This is a genomic window from Mesorhizobium sp. P2_B11 (assembly GCF_056404855.1).
Window position 1 is genome coordinate 775,302 of sequence record NZ_JBFUDF010000001.1, and the last position, 21,515, is coordinate 796,816.

Consider the following 21,515-nt stretch of genomic DNA (forward strand, 5'->3'; position numbering starts at 1 on the left):
ACTGGAGCAACTGGTGCTACCGGTGCGACTGGTGCCACAGGCTCGACCGGAGCAACCGGTGATACCGGGGCGACTGGCTCCACTGGAGCGACGGGAGCGACAGGCTCGACTGGTGCAACCGGTGACACAGGGGCGACCGGCTCGACCGGAGCGACAGGCTCGACCGGCGCCACAGGCTCGACCGGAGCAACGGGCTCGACCGGGGCGACTGGCTCCACTGGCGCCACCGGCTGGACCGGAGCGACTGGCTCGACCGGGGCAACCGGAGCAACCGGTGATACAGGGGCGACTGGCTCCACTGGAGCAACAGGCTCGACTGGAGCAACCGGCTCGACCGGGGCGACTGGCTCTACCGGAGCGACGGGCTCGACCGGAGCAACCGGCTCGACTGGCGCCACCGGCTCAACCGGAGCAACCGGCTCGACCGGGGCGACTGGCTCCACTGGAGCGACGGGCTCGACTGGAGCAACCGGCTCGACCGGTACCACAGGCTCGACCGGTGCCACAGGCTCAACCGGAGCAACGGGCTCGACCGGAGCTACCGGCTCGACCGGAGCTACCGGCTCGACCGGAGCGACTGGCTCGACCGGGGCAACCGGTGCGACTGGTTCGACCGGAGCAACCGGTGATACAGGGGCGACTGGCTCCACTGGAGCGACGGGCTCGACCGGCGCCACAGGCTCGACCGGCGCCACAGGCTCGACCGGTACCACAGGCTCGACCGGGGCGACTGGCTCGACTGGAGCAACCGGCTCGACCGGGGCAACCGGCTCGACTGGCGCCACCGGCTCGACCGGAGCGACTGGCTCGACCGGGGCAACCGGCTCTACTGGTGCGACTGGCTCGACTGGAGCAACTGGTGCTACCGGAGCAACAGGCTCGACTGGAGCAACCGGCTCGACCGGGGCAACCGGCTCSACTGGCGCCACCGGCTCGACCGGAGCGACTGGCTCGACCGGGGCAACCGGCTCTACTGGTGCGACTGGCTCGACTGGAGCAACTGGTGCTACCGGTGCGACTGGTGCCACAGGCTCGACCGGAGCAACCGGTGATACCGGGGCGACTGGCTCCACTGGAGCGACCGGGGCAACCGGCTCTACTGGTGCGACTGGCTCGACTGGAGCAACTGGTGCTACCGGTGCCACAGGCTCGACCGGAGCAACCGGTGATACCGGGGCGACTGGCTCCACTGGAGCGACGGGAGCGACAGGCTCGACTGGTGCAACCGGTGACACAGGGGCGACGGGCTCGACTGGTGCGACCGGCTCGACTGGTGCGACGGGCTCTACCGGAGCGACGGGCTCGACCGGAGCAACCGGCTCGACTGGCGCCACCGGCTCGACCGGAGCGACTGGCTCAGCCGGATCGACGGGTGCGACCGGAGCGACCGGCCCGGGCGGTGAGACTGGTGACCACAACCATGGCAATAACGGTTTTGGCAATGGAGATCAGGATGCACCTGGTAATTCCGGGAACCATAACAATGCCGAAAACGGCCCTGGTCACAAAGCCAACGTCACGACCAATACGCTCGGCCTCAAGGACTCGACGCAGTTCCTGCAGTCCGGCTCGACCGACAGTGGTGCCGTCAGCCACGCGTCGTTCCGGCAGCTTGTCGGTCTGGCGGCCAGTTCGGTGACGACCGACCTCCTGAATGTCCTCAACACGATCAGGGGATTTGGTCAGAACCAGAACAAGCCGTTGGGTGCGAGCACCGACCTGATCTCGGACAAGACCAAGCAAGGCGCCGGCTACGCCAACACCGACGACACAGTGAAGAAGGCTCTGAAGGATATTCTGAAGCCGCATGAGTGAGCAGGAATGGTGACCGGACAAACCACGATAGAAGCCGGTCCAAGGGTAAGAAATGGCCGCGCGGGCTTTGCGAGACAGCAAGGCCTGCGCGTTCACCATTTCCGAATGGGCAAGGGATGGTTTGCCCTGGGCACGACTGCGCCTTCGCTTGCGTGCCGGAAGGTAAGTCCATGGTGAGCATGCCTTTGAACGCCGAAACCCAGCCGGGCCAGATCCGCACCGGCACCGAAGCCTACGTGGCCGGCAAGTCCGGCGGCGAGAGCGCAGTGGGGCGGACTCCTGGTGGTCCCGCCGAGTTTGACCAGGTCGGGCCGCGCCTCAAGGCGATGCTCGCAGTCGCCCGCTATTACGGGGTCGAACTCGACCCGAAGGAGTTCAGGGCTGCAAGTGCAAGCTCTTTTCCAGCCTCCACTGATCTGTCTGAATGGGCGCGGAACGGCGGTATGTGGTCTCGCGCCGTCCGCGTTCGCTGGTCTCACCTCTTGCGCTTTCAGGACACGGGACCGGTCGTTCTCCTGTTCAACGATGGGGGCGCGGGGCTCCTCACGGGGGCGAGTGCCGAGCGCAACCTTGTCTTCCTCAAAAGCGCGGACGCGCCTGATGATGGTCAAGCCACGGCGATCGACGAGTTGCGGCTGTCGCAGGTGTGGACGGGCGAGGCGGTGCTGCTGCGACAGGCGCGATCCTATGTTGCGGCAGATGCGCCTTTCACTCTCGGCTGGCTCGTCGAACTGGTGCGGCTTGAAAGCCGACCCCTGCGCGACGTCGCCATCGCCTCGTTCACGCTCAGCGTGCTTACCATCCTGCCGCCGCTCATCGTCATGACGGTCGTCAACAAGGTGCTACAGTTCAACAGCGTCTCTACCCTGGTGCTCTTATCGGCCATAATCGCCGTCGTCTTCGCCTACGAGACACTCTTGGGCCACGCGCGGCGATTGATCATCAACGTCGTGGGCGCACGTCTGGACACCAAACTGCAGCTGCACGTTTTCAGTCGACTCCTGCGCCTGCCGCTGGACTATTTCGAGCGTCATCCAGCCGGCGAGACGATGTACCGTCTCGCCCAGGTCTATCGCATCCGCGAGTTCCTGACCGGCAAACTCCTCAGCACGTTGCTCGATCTGATTACATTGTGCGTGCTGATACCGGTGATGTTCTACATCAACGCCAAGCTCGCCTGGATCGTGATAGCCTGCGCAGGCGCGATCGTGCTGATCATTCTCGCTTTCCTCAAGCCCCTGCGCCGCAGGTATCTTCGGGTGATCGAAGCCGAGACATGGAAATCGGCGGCACTCGGCGAAACTGTTGTCGGGATAAAGACCGTGAAGGCACTTGGTCTCGAGCCGCAACGCAAGGCGCTTTGGGACGAGCAGGTGGCGGAGTCGGGAAGGGCGCGCCTGGCCTTCGGCCAGTTCGCCAGCTGGCCGCAGACCCTGGTTACGCCGATCGAACGTGCCATGGTGCTTGGCACTATGCTGATCGGCGCCTATTTCGCGATGAACGACAGTTCGGGATATATGGTAGGCGGCCTGTTCGCCTTCATGATGATCTCCCAGCGCGTCGCACAACCTCTCGTCGGGATGGCACGACTGATCGAAGACTACGAGGAGGTCGGGGCAGCGATCGGCGAGGCGGCGTCTGTCCTGAACCGGCCGCTGGAGAGCAGTTCGAATTCCCTCGGCTTGAGACCAAGGCTCGTCGGCGAGATCACGTTCAGCGATCTGACCTTCAGCTATGTCGGCACCAAGACGCCCGCGCTCGACCGGGTCAGCTTCAACATTCCGGCAGGGACCATGTTCGGCATTGTCGGGCGCAGCGGGTCGGGAAAATCGACGATCGCGCGTCTCCTGCAGGGGATCAATCGCGATTATGGCGGATTCCTCAAGCTGGACGGTGTCGACCTCAAGGAATTCAACCTGCGACACCTGCGCCAGGGGCTCGGCGTGGTGCTCCAGGACAATTTCCTGTTCCGCGGGTCGATCCGCGACAACATCATTGCCGGGCGCACAGGCCTGACGCTTTCCGACGCCATGCGAGCCGCGCATCTGGCCGGCGCCGAAGAGTTTATCGAACGAATGCCCAATGGCTACGACACCTACATTGAGGAAGGATCGCCCAATCTGTCGGGCGGTCAAAAGCAGCGGCTGGCGATCGCGCGCGCCCTCATCCACAATCCGACCATCCTCATCCTCGACGAAGCGACCAGTGCACTCGACCCGGAGAGCGAAGCGGTCGTCAGCAACAACCTGATGCGCATCGCCAGCGGGCGCACGATGATCATCGTTTCGCACCGGCTCTCCTCTCTCACGGAGTGTGACCAGATCCTGGTAATGGAGCAGGGGAGGGTACTCGACGTGGCACCGCACGCGACCCTGCTCGAACGATGCCCCCTCTACAGGCAACTGTGGTCGCAGCAGAATCGGCACCTCGACGGCCGCGTCGGCCGCCCGGTGGCCGTACCGTCGCGGTTGGATTGACGATGTCACGCTGCGATCGATTGAGCGCGAGGATTGCCCGCATATCGGCGATCCAATCTGCCGCCGAAGTGCGTGGCGGTATGCCAAACGCTGGAATGGGATAGCAAGCCATGAGCAGCAGCACCTCGCTCGCCATCCGCCCCGCCCGCTGGCACCGGACCAAAACGAACGATCCAACGACACCGGCCATCCTTGAATTCCAGTGGCCGTCGACGGCGATCGCCAATGCGCCAATTCCGCGGGCGGCCCGGGGCATAGTATGGGTCATTTCGAGTTTGGTGATCGCGTTGATTGCCTTGGCAGGGCTGATCCCGGTCGACCAGGTGGTAACGACCAGAGGGCTAGTGGTCTCACAATCGCCGAACATCATCGTGCAGCCACTGGAGACGGCGATCGTTCGCTCGATCGACGTGCGCGAAGGACAGCATGTACGAGCCGGTCAATTGCTTGCCCGCCTCGACGCTACCTTCGCCTCAGCCGACCTCCAGTCGCTGGCAATGCAGGTCTCGACCCTTGACGCCGAAGTGGCTCGGTTGAAGGCAGAGGCCGACGGGCAAGCCTTCAACTATGACGGTCTCGATCCGAGCTGGACCCTGCAGGCGTCCATCTTCGAGCGCCGTAAGGCGGTCTATGACGCCAAGCTTGAGAGTTTTGATCGGCAGCTTGACGAACTGAGCTCTGTGATCTCGCGCTCACAATCTGATGCCGATGGCTACCGCCAGCGGCTCAAAGTCGCGGCGTCGATCGAACAGATGCGCAAGCAGCTGGAAGCAAGACAGGTGGGAAGTCGCCTCAATACGCTCCTAGCCGAGGACAACTGGGCGGAAATGTCCCGCTCGCTCACCAATGCCGAGCAGACAACAGAAGCTGCCAAACGCCAGCAGGCGGGCGCAGCTGCCGACCGCAATGGCTACATTCAGAGCTGGCGAGCGGAAGTCTCGCAAAGCCTGTCGGAGGCGAGCTCGCGATTGTCCGACGCCCGCGAACTCTTTAACAAGGCGAAGCTGCGCAAACAGTTGGTCGAACTGAAGAGCGAAGTCGACGCCATCGTCCAGTCGGTGGCGAAGGTCTCGGTTGGCTCGGTTCTGCAGTCTGGCGAGCGCTTGATCACTCTGGTGCCGGCCAACGCGCCGCTCGAGATAGAGACAAACATCGTCGGCCGGAGCAGCGGCTTCGTTCATGTCGGCGATCCGGTGGTCATCAAGTTCGACACCTTTCCCTATTCCCAATACGGCCTTGCCCACGGCTCCGTGCGAGCGCTCAGCCCTGATTCTTTCTCGGCGCGAGACCAAGCGCGCGATCCGAACAGCTCCCTCGCCATGCTGCCCTCGGATGCTGAGCCGTTCTATCGCACGCGGATTTCCATCGACCAGGTCGCGCTGCACGACGTGCCCGCCGGGTTCGTGGTCAGCCCCGGCATGCCGGTGACTGCAGATGTGAAGGTCGGCCAGCGGACCGTGCTCAAATACATTCTCGGAGTGATGCTCCCTGTCGGCCAGGAAGCGATGCGGGAACCCTAGGGCGGTTGGACTACGGAGGGTCGCATCGATGACAATCCTGAATCGGCTGACTGCTCGCGCCTTCCCGGCAGCGGCGTTGCGCCGGGCAATCCAGCTCAGCGAGAGACCCGCAGAAGCCTTTCCGCACTTGGCGGTCGCGGCACGCGCGGGACTCGTCGATGCTGAGTATCGGGTCGCCCGTTGCTATCTCGAAGGTTCAGGCGTGCCGGCGAGCCGTACGGAAGGTACGCGATGGCTGCTGCGGGCAGCGAACCATGGGAACGCTGATGCGCAGGCGCTCCTGGCTGCCCTCTATGTCGCTGGGCTGGTGGCCGCGGATGCTGACGGCCAGGGTGCCGGATCCGAGAGCCTTTTCAAACGAGATTGCACTGGCGAACCTGACTTCGCTGCTGCGCTCGGCTTTGCCACGAAGGCGGCCGAGGCAGGTTCGGCAACGGGACAGGCGATCCTCGGCTACATTCTGGCCAGCGGCCCAGAGCCGATGCGGGACGCGGATGCCGCGCAGCGCTGGTACGAAAGGTCTGCCGCAGCCGGCTGCGCCGAAGGAAGTCTCGGCCTTGCCCTCTCGCTGGCCCGGCGCGGCAGGCCCGAACAACGGAGCAGGATTGCCGACGAGGTACGGCGGGCGGCAGATGCCGACCTGCCGACTGCAACCTACCTTCTCGCGGTCCTCACCGAGCATGGGTTCGGAGTCACGAGCGACCTTGCTGCCGCCGCGCGGCTTTATCAACAAGCTGCGGAGAAAGGCCTTCCCTCGGCCCAATTCCGGTTAGGGCTGGCGCTGATCGACGGGAGCCTCGTCGACCGGGATCCCGTGGCCGGGGAGGCGTGGACGCGGCGTGCCGCGCTGGCCGGCAACGTCGAGGCAGCCTACTTCCTGGGCGATCGTAACGCCAAGAGCCGGCCACCGGATTTTGCAGAAGCCGCAACATGGTATCGACGGGCCGCCGAGGCGGGTCACCAGGCTGCGGCGCGCGCACTGGCCTCTCTCTACTTGACGGGCAACGGTGTTGCCAAGGATGAGAAAGAGGGGACACGCTGGCTGCGTACTGCCGCAAACAGCGGGAACCAGGCAGCACAAGTAGACCTGGCCAACCTTGTGCTTCGAGGGGCTGGCGAGCCGGCAGATACTGCAAGTGTAGCCAGATGGTTCGAGGCTGCCGCATTGTCGGGCGACCTGAACGCTGCGTTCAATCTAGGGCTCTGTTTCACCAAAGGTGTCGGTGTACGCCAGGACGAAGGCCAGGCTGCGCAATGGCTAAGACGCGCTGCCGAAGGCGTGGCCGAGGCCCAATACATGTATGGGCGCATCCTCAGGGAGGGGCGTGGCGTGGCTGCCAACGCGCATCACGCCCGCGCCTGGTTTGCCGAGGCAGCCGAAGGTGGCGTGCTCGACGCGCAAGTGGCACTTGCGGAGATGTTGCTCAACGGGGACGGCGGCAAGCGCTTGCCGGAGGCCGCCGTGAAGCTGTTCGAACGGGCCGCCGCCGACGGTCATGCTGGGGCAATGTTTGCGCTTGGGGCACTGCACAGCGCCGGCGAGGGCCTGCCCATGGACCAAGTGGCGGCGCAGAAATGGTTCGCTGCTGCCGCCGAATGCGGGCACGGACAGGCCCAACTCATGCTGGGCCGGTATCTCTCCAGAGGTCTTGCCGGAGAGCGCAACTCGATGGCCGGCCGCCTTTGGCTCGAGCGGGCCGCCGCGCAGGGCATCCAGGAGGCGGCCGAGGAACTCGCTGATTTTGACTCGGCTTGAAGCAGAACGAATATGAGCAGGCGCGCCGCCGACTTTCTACGCAAATGGATTCTCGACCATGTGCCCTCACGAATTGACGACCCGGCCCTTGTCGTAACCACCATCGCGGCGGACGCTGTGCGAGCTGCAGAGGCCCAAGGCATAACGCACCAGGAGATCGATCAAGAGATCGCAAGCGTCTATGAAGCGATCATGCGTACGCTCCAGGATCGCGCGTCCGGATTTGCGGGTTAGGCAATGCGGCCGTTCTGAAGCATGCCGAACTTTTGTAAGGACTGTATGGCGTCACGGTAGCCTGCGGAACGATGCGGGAAGGATTTCCATTCCGGCCCACGAAAAATCCAATGAAATCAACGTCCTTCATACGCCTTCCGGGCCCACCAAAACATCAATATGACCCGGTTGTCGATCGTCCCGCCACGGCGTGCCTCGACACCCAGGCGCGGCTGAAGGAAGCAGGATGCCGAGGCCAGTCGACATTGAATGAGGATGTCACTATATAGCCAGCCTCGGTAGGGCTGCGGCATCTACGGTCAAACGTTGTGATACAAATTGTGCTACCTATTGTGATACAAATTCGCTGTGAGAATAGAAAAAAACAAACAAAAACAACGGCATTATCGGCATTGCGATCCCAGCCAACGGTACCACTCTATCAAACAATCAGAACGTGCTCCTTGAACCCTCCCCTTCATTCGGCTCTTCGGACCTCGGACAAGTTCACCTTGCCGGGCGAAGCCGACTCGGTTCGAATGGCAGCATGCATCCTTTACCGGGTGCGGACGTTTACGATTACCAACCGGCATAGCCGCCAGGGAAAAGCAGTATGAGTGAACATGCGATCGAGTTTTTGCGCGGGTGGATCGGCGAAAAGGTCCACTGCCAGCACTCGCCGGTAAAGATCGAGAAGCAGGCCGAGACCCTGGCCAAGGAATGCGCCGCCAAGGCCGCCGAGGTCGGCATCCCGCTGGAAGATATCCAGGAAGAGGTCGGCGACATCCAGGAGCTGATCGCCTCGCGGCTCGAAGAGGCGGCCGAGGCCGACCAAGGCAACGCGAATCCGGGCAAGCCTGCCGAATAAATGTCAGGCCCGGCCGCAAGAGCCGGGCGCTCCCTCTTTGTTTGCGCAATTTCCGGACGGAAAACCGTTCACACTTTTCCTGGAATTGGTCTATCCAAACCGATCCTTCAGCCATGCTTTCGGCAGCGCCGGCACGAAATTGCCATCGCGCCCGCTCATATCCTCATTGGCGACCATCGCATTGAGGATCGCCTCTTCCACACCCTGCACCACCGCATCGAAGAACGGGTCGATATCGACGTCCGGGATGAAATCGGCGTTTGCCTTTTGTCCTGATAACGCAAGTGCGGCCTGCGGATTGGCGGTCGAGAAGGCGAGAAAAATGTCACCCGAACTGTGGTAGCCGAAGCCGCCGGTCATGGCGATGCCGAGCGGCACACGCCTTGCCAGCCGCTTCATCTGGTGCGGCAGGAAGGGCGCATCGGTGGCGACGATGGCGATGATCGAACCCTTCTCGGCGCGTTGCGTGCCTTCGCGGATCGCCGGCTCCACCAGGTCGGACCCGACGCGCGCGCCACGCAACGTGAAATTGCGCCGCTTGCCGAAATTCGCCTGCACGAACACGTATACCTGACGCCTTGCCATTCGACGAGGCGCGAGGCCGTGCCGGAGCCGGCCTTGAAGCCGAAGGCGATCATGCCGGTGCCGCCGCCGACGCTGCCTTCCTCGATCGCTCCGCCCGCAGCCCCGTCGAGCGCGGCTTCGACATGCTCGAAGCCGACATGGTGACCGTTGATGTCGTTGAGGAAGCCGTCAAAGGTTTCCGCCGCCACCGGCAGCCCCCAGCCGCTGTCGAGTGCCGCCGGCAGCACGCGTTGCATCCAGCGTAGCGTGCCGTCGCGGGTGACGCCGCAGGAATGCGTGTTGGTGATAGTGACCGGCAGGTTGAAGGCGCCGACCTCCTCGATGATATGCGAGCCTGTCAGTTCGCCATTGCCGTTCTGGCTGAACACGCCGGCAAACACCGGGGTGGCGAGCTCAGCCAACGGTCGCGGCAGGATGGCGGTGACGCCGGTGCGCACCGGTCCTGTGCCGACATCGAGCGGCCCGTCGCCGGAAATCAGCGTCGCATAGCCAACGCTCACGCCGGGCACATCGGAGATGGCATTGAAGCGGCCCGGCGTGCCGTCGAACGGAATGCCGAAGGCACGCACGCGCGGCTTGCCGGCCGGCGTCTGACGGTGCGGGTCGTGGCTGGTCATGTGGTTCCTCTAGAAAAGCGAGCCCTGATTGCCCGGTTCTTTGGGCTTGCTGGCGGGCTTCGGGGCGGTAGGCTTGGCGGAGAGTGAAGCCGCAGCGGGCTTGGCAGCTGCCTCCGGCCGCTCGGTCCCGCCAGTCGCAACCGCATCCGCTGTGCCGTCGGCGAACTCGAGCAGCAACGTTGCGCCCGGCGTCACATCCGCCGCCAGCTTGATCACCGCGCCTTCGGCGTCCTTGACCAGCGCGAAGCCGCGCGCCAGCACCGCCTTGTGCGACAGCGTCGCCAGCAGCCGGTCGGCCTGGGTCAATTGTCCGCGCAGCCGGTCGAGCCGTCGCGACACGGCGTGGTCCTGACGGCGCGTCAGTGCTGCCAGCGCGTCCGCCTGCAATTTCTGCCGCCTGACAATCGGCGCCGGCGATAGCCGCTTTGCGGTGCGCGAAAACCGGGTGCGCCGTTCGCGCACAATGCCGAAAAAAGCCGCTTGGGCCCGTGCCAGGTCGCGGCCGGTCAGCGTGCGGGCCTCGTTGATGCGTCGCGACAGCGTGGCCGGCGTCAGCCGCTGGCCCTGCAGCTTGGTCCGCTTGCGCTCGATGCTCACCGACAGCGCCCGGCCGAGCCGGCTGGTCGCCTCGTCCAGGCGCCGGCGCGGCAGCGCCAGCAGCTGGTCGGGCGAGGGGAGCGCGCGCGCGGCGGCACGCGAGGCCTGCCGCTTGCGTTCGAAATTGCGCAAGACCGCCGCCTTGAGCCGCGCACCGAGACTGGCAAGCGTTGCTTCGAGGTCCGCCTTCACCGGCACCGCGATCTCGGCTGCACCCGTCGGCGTCGGCGCCCGCATGTCGGCGACCAGATCGATCAAGGTCCAGTCGGTCTCGTGGCCGACGGCCGAAATCACCGGGATGCGCGAGGCGGCGACGGCGCGCGCCAGGCCTTCATCGTTGAACCCCCAGAGATCCTCGAGGCTGCCGCCGCCGCGCGCCACGATCAGAAGATCGGGCTGGGCAATGGCGCCATCCCAGGCCAGCGCGTTGAAGCCGTTGACGGCGGCGGTCACTTCGGCTCCGGCCGTGTCGCCCTGGACTCGCACCGGCCAGACCAGCACATGCAGCGGAAAGCGGTCCTTGATGCGGTGGATGATGTCGCGGATCACCGATCCGGTCGGCGAGGTGACGACGCCGATGGTGCGCGGCATGAACGGCAGCCGCCGCTTGCGGCCGGCGTCGAACAGCCCTTCGGCCTGCAGCCGCCGCTTGCGCTCTTCCAAAAGCGCCATCAGCGCGCCGGCGCCGGCCGGCTCGAGATTGTCGATGACGATCTGGTAATTGGATTTGCCGGGATAGGTGGTGAGTTTGCCGGTGGCGATCACCTCCATCCCCTCTTCGGGACGGAATTTCAGCCGGCCCATCGTGCCCTTCCAGACCACGGCATCGAGCCGCGCACGGTCGTCCTTCAGCGTGAAATAGGCATGGCCGGAAGAGTGCGGCCCGCGATAGCCCGAGATTTCGCCGCGCACCCTGACATGGCCGAAGACATCCTCGACCGTGCGCTTCAGCGCGCCGGAAATCTCACTCACCGTGTATTCGGTGGCATTGGTGCGTGATTCGGATGCTGCGTCGCTCATCGGCCGATTGAGCGGCTGTTGTCGCCCCGCGTCAAGATTCCATAACTTGATCTTAAGCTCGGCTTGATTGAGTTTGGGGCAAAGGAGGAAGCATGAGCGCCCGCGCAAACCGCAGCCCGTTGACGTTCCAGGTCACCCTGACGGTGCTGACGCTTGCCGTTTTTGCGCTGGCCATGGTCGTCGGCTTTGGCATATACGCGACCGCCCAGGCCGATCACGTCTCGCTCGAACGGCAGAAGATCTTCCTCGCCAATGGCCTGAAGGATCAGATCGCGGCGGTCGCGCGCGAGCAGGAAAGCGTTACCGTCTGGGACGATTCCGTGATCAATACCAAGGCCGGCAATCAGACCTGGATAGAGGAAAATCTCAGCGTCTGGATGTACTCCTACTACGGTCACAACCGCGTCTACATACTCGACGCCGCGAACCATCCCGTCCACGCCATGCGGGAGGGCAAGGTGCTTGACCCGTCCGTCTACGGCGAGGACGAGCCCGCGATGCAGCCCACCATCGAAAAGCTGCGCGGCATGATCAGCCAGCCGCCGAAGGCTGATGCTTCCGGGGCGCCGGCGAAGATGGCCGCCGAGGATCTGGTGTCGCTGGGTGGCAAGCCCGCTATCCTCAGCGTCATGCCCTTGGTGCCGAGTTCAGACCGCGTCAACCAGGCGCGAGGCAGCGAATATCTGCATGTATCGGCCGAGTTCCTCAACGATGCGGTTATCGCCAAGATTGCCGAAAAATACCTGCTGGACGGCGCCCATCTGCTGACGCTGTCACAACCGACCGGCTCTGCCGCCATTCCGCTCGTCGATTCACGCGGCGTCATCCTCGGCTACATCGGCTGGGACCAGGAACGGCCCGGCCTGACGCTGGTGCGCAAGGCCAGCCCCGCCCTGGCTCTGGCCACGCTGCTCGCGGCAAGCGTGCTCGTTTTCCTGCTCCGGCGTCTGCGCCGCGCATCATTGGCGCTGCAGGCCAGCCAGGACCAGGCGCAGTATCTTGCTTTCCACGACATGCTCACCGGCCTGCCCAACCGGGCCCTGTTCGAGGACAGGCTGCGGCGTGCCTTGCTCAGCTCCGGCACCGACGCCGGCAAGGTGGCGCTGCTTTACCTCGACCTCGATCGCTTCAAGCATGTCAACGACACGCTTGGCCATCCGGCCGGCGACGAGCTCGTTCGCCAGACCGCCGCCAGGCTGCAGCATACGGTTCGCGACGTCGACACGGTGGCAAGGCTGGGTGGTGACGAATTCGCGGTGATCCTGCTCGATGTTCGCGACATCAGGAGCGCAGAGGACATTTCGGAGAGGGTCCTGCAGAAATTGCAGGAGCCGTTCAAACTGATGGACGACCAGGTCTTTGTCGGCGCCAGCATCGGCATTGCCTTGTCGACGGGGCCGGATGCCGATGCCGACGACCTGCTGCGCAAGGCCGACATCGCGCTTTACGAAGCCAAGAGGAATGGCCGCGGCCGTTACCAGGTCTTCGCCGGCGACATGGACGACCTTTTGCTGCGCAAGCGCAAGGTCGAGAGCGAGCTGCGCAATGCGCTGAACGGCGGCACCGGCATCAAGCTCGCCTACCAGCCGGTCTTTGCCAGCAACGGCAAGACCATTGTCGGCGCCGAGGCGCTGATCCGCTGGGCACACGACGTCCATGGCGCGTTGCCGGCGGCGCAGTTTATCGCCATCGCCGAGGAACGTGGCATGATCGGACAGCTCGGCGCATGGGTATTGCTCGAAGCCTGCCGCTTCGCCGTCCGCACCGAATTGCCCTGGCTCGCCGTCAACATCTCGCCGTTGCAATTGCGTGACGCCGGCTTTGCCGAAGAGGTTGCCTCGATCCTCGCCGAGACCGGGCTGGCGCCGGAGCGCCTGCAGCTCGAGATCACCGAAAACGTGCTTTTGGAAAATAGCGACGCGGCCAGAACGACGCTCGCCAACCTGCGCCGGTCGGGCGTCGGCATCGTGCTCGACGATTTCGGCACCGGCTATTCGTCTCTGAGCTATCTGCGCCGCCATGCCATCGACAAGCTCAAGATCGATCGCTCCTTCGTGCGGCTTCTCGATGGCGACGGCAATTCGTGCGCCATCGTCAAGGCGCTGATCGATCTTGCCGGCGCGCTCGAGGTCGAGGTCACCGCCGAAGGTGTCGAGACCGAAGCGCAAAAGGCGCTGCTGGTCGCCATGGGCTGCCAGCAGCTGCAGGGTTATCTCCTGTCGCCGCCGCTTGAGCCGGCGCAATTGCTGGCACTGCCCGGCCTGTCGTTGGCCAACGCAACGACAGAGGCGGCCGCGTCGGCCTGATCCCTCACCAGCCCGGCAGGATCTGGTTCGGCTTGCTCCGCTTCATCTTGGCGAAAGCGAGTGCTGCGAAATCGAAGCTTCCCGTCTCTTCGCCGAGCGGCACCGAAATGTTGTCCAGGCTTTCCGAAATATGCCGTGCCAGCGCATCGACGATTTCGGGCCGCGAGGTCTGGCCGCGCATGATGCCGATGCGGCAGTCGGGCAGGGCACCGAAGCCGTCGGCCTCGCCCAGCACCCGCATGCCGGGCCGCAGCGCGCATTCAGGCAGCACCGAGATCGCCAGGCCCGACAGCACCGCGGCGGTGATGACGGTGGCCGAGAAGCTGGTGAACAGGATGCGATAGTCGCGGTTCTGCCGGTCGAGCACATCGACGGCGGCGCGCCGCCAGATGCAGTTCGGCCGGCCGAAGGCCATTGGCAGCACTTCCTGTTCATGCGTGGCATGGTTGGCCGACGTCACCCACAGAAGCGGTTCGCGCCGCACCACTTCCGACTGGCCGCGCGTGTCGTTGTGCGTCACCAGCGCCAGATCGAGATTGCCGCGCTTGATATGCTCGACCAGCCCCGGCGTCGGCTCGCAGATGACGGTGAGCTCGACGCGCGGGTTGGAGCGCGTGAAGCGCGCCATGATCTCGGGCAGGAAGCGGTCGGCATAGTCGTCGGGCGTGCCGATGCGGATGGTGCCTTCGAGCCGCCGGTCATCGAAGGCGGCCAGCGTCTCGCGGTTGAGATAAAGCAGGCGCCGCGCATAGGAGAGCAGCTTGTCGCCTTCCTCGGTCAGCCTGTTGGTGCGGCCGTCCTTTTCGAACAGCGGCTTGCCGATTCTCTCTTCCAGCCGGCGCATCTGCATCGACACCGCCGACTGGGTTCGAAGCACCTCTTCGGCGGCGCGGGTGAAGCTGCCGGTATCGGCAATCGAGATGAAGGTCTGCAACTGGTCGAGATCGAGCGGCGCTTTCATCGGTCCAATCCATCATCGTTGTTGATGCTAAAGATTAGAAACATTCGTTGGATTAATCAATTACCGCGTGTCAAATTATGACTGTCCACATGAACGCACTGCATGTCGCCCAAAAGTGGGTTCCCGGTTTTGGGGGAACGACATGCATCACTTGAAGTGAATTGGAACCGGAACGGCGCCCGCCCAGGCATCGTTTGGCCGGCTTCATCCGCTCGACTCTGAAGGAGACTGACATGACCACGTATGATTTCGCCACCGAGACCTCGCGCATCACCTCGCGTCCGGCCGTTGCGACGCGCGTGGCCAACGCTCTTCTCAACGCCTTCCAGGCCTGGAAAAATCGCCGCGCCTTCTATCGCCTTGGCGAGATGTCGGACGCCGAGCTCGCCGATATCGGCCTGACGCGCGCCGATCTCCATGTCGCCATCGATGTGCCGTTCGGCGGCGACCCGACCGTGAAGCTGCGTGCGATCACCAGCGACCGCGCCGACACGATCGAAGATATGGCCCGCCAGGTAGCTTGATATCAGGCACTTTGTTTCGGTTGCCGTGAACCTTTCTGCGGCTCGCGGCAACCAAGGACTATCGCAGGCTCCCCACTCCCTGCCGGTTCCCCGCCGGCCAGCCTGCACATTGGCCCGGTCCTCCTCCAGGACCGGGCTTTTCTTTTAGGGCTCCGTCGTCATCCTTCGGCGTAGCGACGCGAAGACCCAAGGATCAGCGCCAGGCCCTACCGCCGGTCCATATCCCGCTTGAATTGATCGAAGATCGTTTCCACGCCCTTCTGATATTCGTCGCGCTGCTGGGCGCCGGTCTCGAACATCTTGCCAAAAATATCGTCGAACGGGTTGCGTGGCCTGCCGCTCGGATTGGTCTGCGGTTGCGGCGCCTGGCGCTGTTGCGGCGGCTGCCGCGGCTGAGGTGCTTGCGGCTGCTGTGGCGCCGGCTGCCCACCGGGCAAGCCGAAGCCGCCGCCACCTTGCCGCAGCATCTCTTCGAAAATCTTGCCCAGCGGATTGTCGCCGTAAGGGCTCTGCGTCTGTTGTGGCTGCTGCGCCCGGCCCTGCGGCTGTTGCGCCGCGCCGCCGCCGAACATATCCTGCAGCACCTTGCCGAGTGGATTGTCGCCATAGGGGTTTGGCGCCTGCTGTGGCTGGCTTTGCGGCTGTTGCGCGCCGCCGCCGAACATGTCCTGCAGCACCTTGCCCAGCGGGTTGTCGCCATAAGGGTTGGGTGCCTGCTGCGGCGCCGGCTGCGCACCGCCGCCGGCCTGCCGCATCATCTGTTCGATGATCTCGCCAAGCGGATTGCTGCCGCCGCCAAAGCCGCCGGCAGCCTGCATCTGGTTCGTGGTCTGCTTGAACAGCCCGCCCATCACCATCGAGGCGATGGCCGGCAGCATTTGCTGCAGGATCTGCTGGCTGACGCCCGTTGCCTGCGCGGCCTGGCTGGCCACGGCGCGCGACAGCTCTTTGGAGCCGAACAATTGACCCAGAATGCCATTGCCTTCATTGACGCCTTGCGGCGAGAAGGCCCTGGTCGCGTCCTCGAAATATTTGGCGTGCTGGCCGCTCGCCATCGCCGTCATGAAAGCGCCGAGCCCATAGGGGTCGGCGGTGCTGCGCTGCAGCCCTTGCGAGAAAGCGGGGAGCAATGCGGCGACCGCGGCTTGCGTCTGCTGCATCGAGAGCCCGTATTGCTGGGCCAGCGCCTGCATGCCATTGCCGTTCTGGGCCTGCGCCAATATGTCGAACAAGGTGGGCATAGGGTTCTCCTCCGGGAAATCCTCGAGGGAGAGCCTAGTTCGTTTCGATGTTCGATTGAAGCGGCTTTTGCCGCTGCTCAAGTCGCGGCGTTAATACGCATATTCCATGAACACCGGTTCGATCGAACCACCCCAGCGCGTGTGGTAGGCCGACAGCATTTCCTCGGCACTGGTCGTGCCGCGCGCCACCACTTCGTCGAGCGTGTTGAGGAACGAGGTCTCGTCATAGCCGTCGCGGTTTTTCTTGCCGCGGTTCTTCAGGCCCATACGCGAAATGACCAGCACGTCGCGGGCGATGTCGCGCAGCGTCGTGTTGCGGAAGGGCGCCGAAATGCCTTGTTCCGGCACCGCATTGCGCATCGCCAGCGTTTCTTCATAGGTCCAGCTCGACGTCAGCGCTTCGGCGGCATCGAGAGCGACCTCGTCATAGAGCAGTCCGACCCAGAAGGCCGGCAGCGCGCAGATGCGCCGCCATGGGCCACCGTCGGCGCCGCGCATTTCGAGGAAGCGCTTCAGCCGCACATCGGGGAACAAGGTCGACAGATGGTTTGCCCAGTCGCCCATCGTCGGCAGCCCGTCGGGCACCTCATTGCGGGCAGCGCCGGCCATGAACTGGCGGAAGGTGATGTGCGTCATGTCGTGATAGTGGCCGTCGCGGATGACGAAATACATCGGCACGTCGAGCGCCCATTCGACATAGTCGGCAAAGCCGAATTTGGGCGAGAAGCAGAATTCGAGCAGACCCGAACGCTGGTTGTCGGTATCGCGCCAGATGTCGCCGCGCCAGCTCTGCAGCCCGTTCGGCCGGCTGTCGGTGAAGGGCGAGTTGGCAAACAGCGCCGTCGACAGCGGCTGCAGCTTCAACGACACCTGCATCTTGCGGCGCATGTCGGCTTCGCTCTCGAAGTCGAGGTTCACCTGGATGGTGCAGGTGCGGTACATCATGTCGAGACCCTTGGTGCCGACCTTGGGCATGTAGCGGGTCATGATCTCGTAGCGCGATTTCGGCATTTTCGGCGTCTCGGCCAGCGACCATTTCGGGCTGCCGCCAAGGCCGAGGAAGCGGATGCCCATCGGCTCGGCGATCTCGCGCACCTGCGCCAGATGCGCATTGCCCTCGCGGCAGGTCTGGTGGATGGACTCCAGCGGCGCGCCGGAGAGCTCGAACTGGCCGCCCGGCTCCAACGAGATGGCGCCCTGTCCGGTCGGCTCGACCAGACCGATGATGCGGCCGTCATCGATGATTGGATCCCAGCCGAGCTTGTGCTGCATGCCTTCGAGGATGGCGCGGATGCCGCGCTCGCCGCCATAGGGCACCGGCGCGTTGCCGTCGACATAGAACGGGAACTTCTCGTGCTCGGTGCCGATCCGCCACTTGTCGCGCGGCTTGTTGCCTTCAGCCAGATGCTCGACGAGTTCGTCGATGCCTTCGATCGGCCGGAAATCGGTTGTGTCGCGCGCCATTTGGGGCCCCCTCTGCGGTTCTCGAAAGACCGCCGGCGCTAGATGGACGAAATGTCAGTAGTCGATCAAGCAAAAAATCCTGAGCCACAGGTCAACAGGAATTGAACGTTACCGCCCTGCCGTCCCTTGCAATAGGCGACGTCTCACCAGTCTCCGACGGTTGCTTGCATCACAGCAAGCGCGGCGACCGCCGCCGTGTCGGCGCGCAGAATGCGCGGCCCGAGCGGAATGGCAGTGACGAAGGGGAGCGCCCGCAGCATCCTGCGCTCCTCATCGGAGAAGCCGCCTTCCGGCCCGACCAGCAGCGCCAGTCGCTTCTCCTTCAACCCTTGCAGCGCCGGCAGCGGGTTGTTGGTCGAGGCGTCCTCGTCACAGAAGATCAGCCGCCGTTCCTTGTCCCAGCCGGAGAGCATACGCTCGAACTTTTCGGCCTCGCGCACCTCAGGCACCGCCAGAATGCCGCATTGTTCAGCCGCCTCGACGACATTGGCGCGAAGCCGGTCGATGGAGGGTTTTGCCACCTGCGTGTGCTGGGTGATTACAGGCTGCAGGATGCCGGCGCCCATCTCGACCGCCTTCTGCACGAGATAATCGAGGCGCCCCTGCTTCAGCGGCGCGAAGCAGTAGACGAGGTCGGGCAGCGGCGGCTGCGGCCGCTGCAGCACCAGCACTTTCAGCCGCACCGCCTTCTTGGACTTGGCGGCGATCGCCGCCGACCACTCGCCGTCGCGGCCGTTGAAGACAAGGATTTCGGCGCCTTCGCCTAGGCGCAGCACGTGCATCAAATAATGGCTCTGCTGCTGGCCGGCATCGAATTCGATGCCTGCTGCGAGATCGTCCGGCACGAACAGCCGTTGCATCTTGTAATTGGCGCGCATCGCCGAGGAATGGGCTAGGCTGTTCCCGGCGTCAAGCCTCGGCGGAAGGATGCCACACCGGAAGGTAGCCCTGTCGCAGCACCGAAAGGGAGGTCGCCGGCGTCAGCAGGCGAACCTGCCGGTCGGCAAAGCCTGCCAGCCCCGCCGGATCGCCATAACCGGCGAACGACCAGGGCAGTGCCTTGCCGCCGCGCAGCGCATAAGTGGCGTCGCCATCGGCGATCATCGCTCCGTCCGGCAATCCGGCCAAATCTTCCGCCTTGATCGCCGGTGGTTGCCCGCCCGAAGCCAGTCGCTCCTTGTGCAGCCGCTTGTCGACCATCGGTGCGCGCGGCTCGGTTACGCCGAAGGCTTTGCCAAAGCGGCCGACAAAATCCGTGGCCCGTTCGCGCCGGCAGTAGAAACAGGGCCGGTGCCCGGCCGCCAGCGCCGTCACCTCGTCGAGGAAGAACAGCTCGGTCCAGCCTGCCTTGCCGCCCGGCCTGTTCCTGCCCATCGGCTCGCGCCGCACATTGCGAAACTTGCACACGCAGATGATCCAGGCCGGCAAGGCCCAGCGCTTCTTCAGCAGCGTCCTGGTTTCCGGATCGTGGATAATGCCGCGATTGCCGGTGAACATGCCGCGCTCTGATACGGCATGGATGGCGCCGTACGGATCAACCCGGTTTTGCAGTGGCATAGCTCTCTCCCGAATGCGCATCTTGGCGGCAATACGGGCGACATGATATCGCTCGGCTCGTCATTTCATGTCAGCAGGGTTTTTCGATGCGGGTGCTGGTGGTCCAGAACTACGACAATACCGGCCTCGGCCAGGTCGGCGCAGCCCTTGCCGAAGCCGGCGCCGATCTCGACCTGCGCCGGCCCTACAAGGGCGATCCGCTGCCTGACGACGCGAGCGGGCATGATGCCATGGTGATGCTCGGCGGCGGCCAGAACGCGCTGGCCGACGATGACTACCCCTATTTCCCCGCACTGCTGGAATTGACCCGCGATTTCGCGCAAAAAGATCGGTCCGTGCTCGGCATTTGCCTCGGCGGCCAACTGGTTGCCCGAACTTTCGGTGGAAAGAACCAGGTCGGCGGCGCCTCGGAATTCGGTTGGCACAAGGTGTCGCTGACGCCGGAGGCCAAGGCCGATCCGGTGCTTGGCGCACTCCCGCAGGATTTCCCGACCTTCGAATGGCACGACGACACCTTCGCTCTGCCTGCAAATGCGGTGCGGCTTGCCGGCAGCGAAATTGCCGAGAACCAGGCGTTCCGCATCGGCCGCGCGGTCTACGGCTTCCAGTTCCACTTCGAAGCCGACCGGCCGATGGTGAAGGATTGGAGCACGTCCTTCGCACCGCTCATTGCCGAGCGCCATCCCGACTGGCACGATCGGCTCGACGGCGAAATGGCCCGAAACGGCGCGGACGCCGATGCCGCCGGCCTCGCCATTGCCCGCGCCTGGGTGGCGACGATCTGAGCTAACGGCCCAGCCGTTGCATAATTGGCACGCGGCGGGGAAACCGCCGGGGACAACGTCTTTCATCCTTGGTTTGTGGCCGAACGCTATCCTACAAGGCGCGCGCTCTGCATCGGCAATGCAACCGCGATGAACCTTCTGTGTGCTCCGCGCGACACACCGCCGATACAGAATCGAACTACAAGCGCGAAATCGTCGAAACTTTGAGACGAATTCTCCGTTTCAACGCATTGGTAACCGCCTCGTGCCCAGATGCAGGAAGCTCAACTAGAGATGACGTCCGTGAAAGCAGCGCTTCTATCCTTTGTCATGCTCTCTGCCATCGTCCTGTGCGGTCTCGGCATTTATTCCGCCGATGCAGCCAACAACCATCAGGCCGTCGACGGCTACGGCGTCACCGCCGCGCTCCGTTAAAACGCTTTTCCCTGCCCCGTCAGGATACGCTTGTCCGCGCCGTCTACGGCGAGCGCGGTGAGCATGCCTGACTGCCAGGCCAGCGTGTCGACATTGACGCGGTTGGGCATCACCTCGGCCTCCGGCACGGGGGTGTGGCCGTGCACGATCACCTTTGGGTAAAGACCCGGGTGATTGTGGAAGACGTCGCGAATCCAGATCAGGTCCTGCGGGTTCTGGCTGTCCAGCGGCACATCCGGCCTGATGCCGGCATGGCAGAAGAAGAAATCACCGAAGCTTATCGAGAACGTCAGCGACCGAAGGAAGTCGACATGGGCCTGCGGCACGGCCTTGACCAGCTCGGCGTGTCCCCGCCGCACCGTCTCGGCCTTGCCGAACCAGCTGACATCTCCAATCAGGTCGACGCCATAGGATCGTGCCGTCTGCACGCCGCCATAGCGCATGAACAGCCCATCCGGATCGGGCTCTTCGAGAAAATCGAGGAAGCCGATATCGTGGTTGCCGGCGAGCATCAGATACCGCGGATCGCGTTTCTGCGCCGCGATCAGGAAATCGAGGACACCCTTGGACTCGAGGCCGCGGTCGACATAGTCGCCAAGGTGGATGACGCGCCAGTCGCTGGTCGGCTTGTATTCAAGCTCACTCTCGATGCGGCGGTGCATGGCTTCGAGCAGGTCGAGCCGGCCATGCACGTCGCCGATCGCGTAGAGACGCATGCCGTCCGGCGCGCGCGCATCGAGGTAATGGATGCCGGTCTTGGTCAAGGCAGGCGTCGTCTCCGTGATCCCGCGAGGC

The 21,515-nt window shown here is 64.1% G+C and carries 18 protein-coding genes and 1 pseudogene; 10 read left to right on the plus strand and 9 right to left on the minus strand.

Translation table 11 applies throughout. From position 1 onward, the window contains the following. Window positions 1-1,356 precede the first annotated feature (1,356 nt). Window positions 1,357-1,596, minus strand: coding sequence for a hypothetical protein (locus tag AC1DYJ_RS03535; RefSeq protein ID WP_477280216.1), 240 nt, complete (start codon window positions 1,594-1,596; stop codon window positions 1,357-1,359). A 39-nt stretch (window positions 1,597-1,635) separates the two neighbouring features. On the opposite strand from AC1DYJ_RS03535, the gene AC1DYJ_RS03540 reads away from it, so the two are divergent. The 6 genes from AC1DYJ_RS03540 to AC1DYJ_RS03565 all read left to right on the plus strand — a co-directional run bounded on the left by AC1DYJ_RS03540 (window position 1,636) and on the right by AC1DYJ_RS03565 (window position 8,649). Then, window positions 1,636-1,815 (plus strand): hypothetical protein, encoded by a 180-nt coding sequence (locus AC1DYJ_RS03540; RefSeq protein ID WP_455861940.1) that lies wholly within the window; start codon window positions 1,636-1,638, stop codon window positions 1,813-1,815. 170 nt (window positions 1,816-1,985) lie between these two features. Continuing rightward, complete coding sequence (locus AC1DYJ_RS03545) at window positions 1,986-4,292, plus strand: peptidase domain-containing ABC transporter (RefSeq protein WP_477280026.1); 2,307 nt, start codon at window positions 1,986-1,988, stop codon at window positions 4,290-4,292. A 110-nt stretch (window positions 4,293-4,402) separates the two neighbouring features. Then, complete coding sequence (locus AC1DYJ_RS03550; protein ID WP_477280027.1) at window positions 4,403-5,812, plus strand: HlyD family type I secretion periplasmic adaptor subunit; 1,410 nt, start codon at window positions 4,403-4,405, stop codon at window positions 5,810-5,812. 28 nt (window positions 5,813-5,840) lie between these two features. After that, on the plus strand, window positions 5,841-7,568 hold the full coding sequence (locus AC1DYJ_RS03555; protein WP_477280028.1) for an SEL1-like repeat protein: 1,728 nt from the start codon (window positions 5,841-5,843) through the stop codon (window positions 7,566-7,568). Window positions 7,569-7,580: 12 nt separating this feature from the next. Continuing rightward, window positions 7,581-7,802, plus strand: coding sequence for a hypothetical protein (locus AC1DYJ_RS03560; RefSeq protein WP_477280029.1), 222 nt, complete (start codon window positions 7,581-7,583; stop codon window positions 7,800-7,802). 592 nt (window positions 7,803-8,394) lie between these two features. Continuing rightward, complete coding sequence (locus tag AC1DYJ_RS03565) at window positions 8,395-8,649, plus strand: hypothetical protein (protein WP_477280030.1); 255 nt, start codon at window positions 8,395-8,397, stop codon at window positions 8,647-8,649. A gap of 90 nt (window positions 8,650-8,739) precedes the next feature. Here the strand turns inward: AC1DYJ_RS03565 and AC1DYJ_RS03570 are convergent. Both AC1DYJ_RS03570 and xseA read right to left on the minus strand, forming a co-directional pair. Further along, a pseudogene (locus AC1DYJ_RS03570) lies at window positions 8,740-9,851 on the minus strand (DmpA family aminopeptidase). Between the two features lie 9 nt (window positions 9,852-9,860). Further along, window positions 9,861-11,468, minus strand: coding sequence for an exodeoxyribonuclease VII large subunit (gene xseA / locus AC1DYJ_RS03575; RefSeq protein ID WP_477280031.1), 1,608 nt, complete (start codon window positions 11,466-11,468; stop codon window positions 9,861-9,863). 92 nt (window positions 11,469-11,560) lie between these two features. On the opposite strand from xseA, the gene AC1DYJ_RS03580 reads away from it, so the two are divergent. Continuing rightward, window positions 11,561-13,774 (plus strand): bifunctional diguanylate cyclase/phosphodiesterase, encoded by a 2,214-nt coding sequence (locus tag AC1DYJ_RS03580; protein ID WP_477280032.1) that lies wholly within the window; start codon window positions 11,561-11,563, stop codon window positions 13,772-13,774. A 4-nt stretch (window positions 13,775-13,778) separates the two neighbouring features. Here the strand turns inward: AC1DYJ_RS03580 and AC1DYJ_RS03585 are convergent, their stop codons facing one another. Continuing rightward, the gene (locus AC1DYJ_RS03585; RefSeq protein ID WP_112561974.1) at window positions 13,779-14,735 is read right to left on the minus strand and encodes a LysR substrate-binding domain-containing protein; all 957 of its coding nucleotides are present in this window, start codon (window positions 14,733-14,735) and stop codon (window positions 13,779-13,781) included. 233 nt (window positions 14,736-14,968) lie between these two features. Between AC1DYJ_RS03585 and AC1DYJ_RS03590 the strand changes: the two genes are divergently transcribed. Continuing rightward, window positions 14,969-15,259, plus strand: coding sequence for a DUF1127 domain-containing protein (locus tag AC1DYJ_RS03590; protein ID WP_477280033.1), 291 nt, complete (start codon window positions 14,969-14,971; stop codon window positions 15,257-15,259). A gap of 206 nt (window positions 15,260-15,465) precedes the next feature. Here AC1DYJ_RS03590 and AC1DYJ_RS03595 read toward each other — a convergent pair whose 3' ends face one another. The 4 genes from AC1DYJ_RS03595 to AC1DYJ_RS03610 form a co-directional block, all read right to left on the minus strand. Beyond that, window positions 15,466-16,500: a DUF937 domain-containing protein gene (locus AC1DYJ_RS03595; protein ID WP_477280034.1), complete on the minus strand. Its 1,035-nt coding sequence runs from the start codon at window positions 16,498-16,500 to the stop codon at window positions 15,466-15,468. A 90-nt stretch (window positions 16,501-16,590) separates the two neighbouring features. Further along, a complete protein-coding gene (locus tag AC1DYJ_RS03600) occupies window positions 16,591-17,964 on the minus strand; it encodes a glutamate--cysteine ligase (protein ID WP_477280035.1) in 1,374 nt (457 codons plus the stop codon). A gap of 143 nt (window positions 17,965-18,107) precedes the next feature. Beyond that, window positions 18,108-18,842 (minus strand): 16S rRNA (uracil(1498)-N(3))-methyltransferase, encoded by a 735-nt coding sequence (locus tag AC1DYJ_RS03605; protein WP_477280036.1) that lies wholly within the window; start codon window positions 18,840-18,842, stop codon window positions 18,108-18,110. Window positions 18,843-18,873: 31 nt separating this feature from the next. Beyond that, a complete protein-coding gene (locus tag AC1DYJ_RS03610; RefSeq protein ID WP_477280037.1) occupies window positions 18,874-19,521 on the minus strand; it encodes a hypothetical protein in 648 nt (215 codons plus the stop codon). Window positions 19,522-19,607: 86 nt separating this feature from the next. Between AC1DYJ_RS03610 and AC1DYJ_RS03615 the strand changes: the two genes are divergently transcribed. Next, window positions 19,608-20,306 (plus strand): type 1 glutamine amidotransferase, encoded by a 699-nt coding sequence (locus AC1DYJ_RS03615; protein WP_477280038.1) that lies wholly within the window; start codon window positions 19,608-19,610, stop codon window positions 20,304-20,306. Between the two features lie 273 nt (window positions 20,307-20,579). Further along, window positions 20,580-20,720: a hypothetical protein gene (locus AC1DYJ_RS03620; protein ID WP_006206855.1), complete on the plus strand. Its 141-nt coding sequence runs from the start codon at window positions 20,580-20,582 to the stop codon at window positions 20,718-20,720. Here AC1DYJ_RS03620 and AC1DYJ_RS03625 read toward each other — a convergent pair. Next, window positions 20,717-21,484 (minus strand): metallophosphoesterase, encoded by a 768-nt coding sequence (locus AC1DYJ_RS03625; RefSeq protein ID WP_477280039.1) that lies wholly within the window; start codon window positions 21,482-21,484, stop codon window positions 20,717-20,719. The two genes, AC1DYJ_RS03620 and AC1DYJ_RS03625, sit on opposite strands and share 4 nt — an antisense overlap. Window positions 21,485-21,515: the final 31 nt, after the last annotated feature.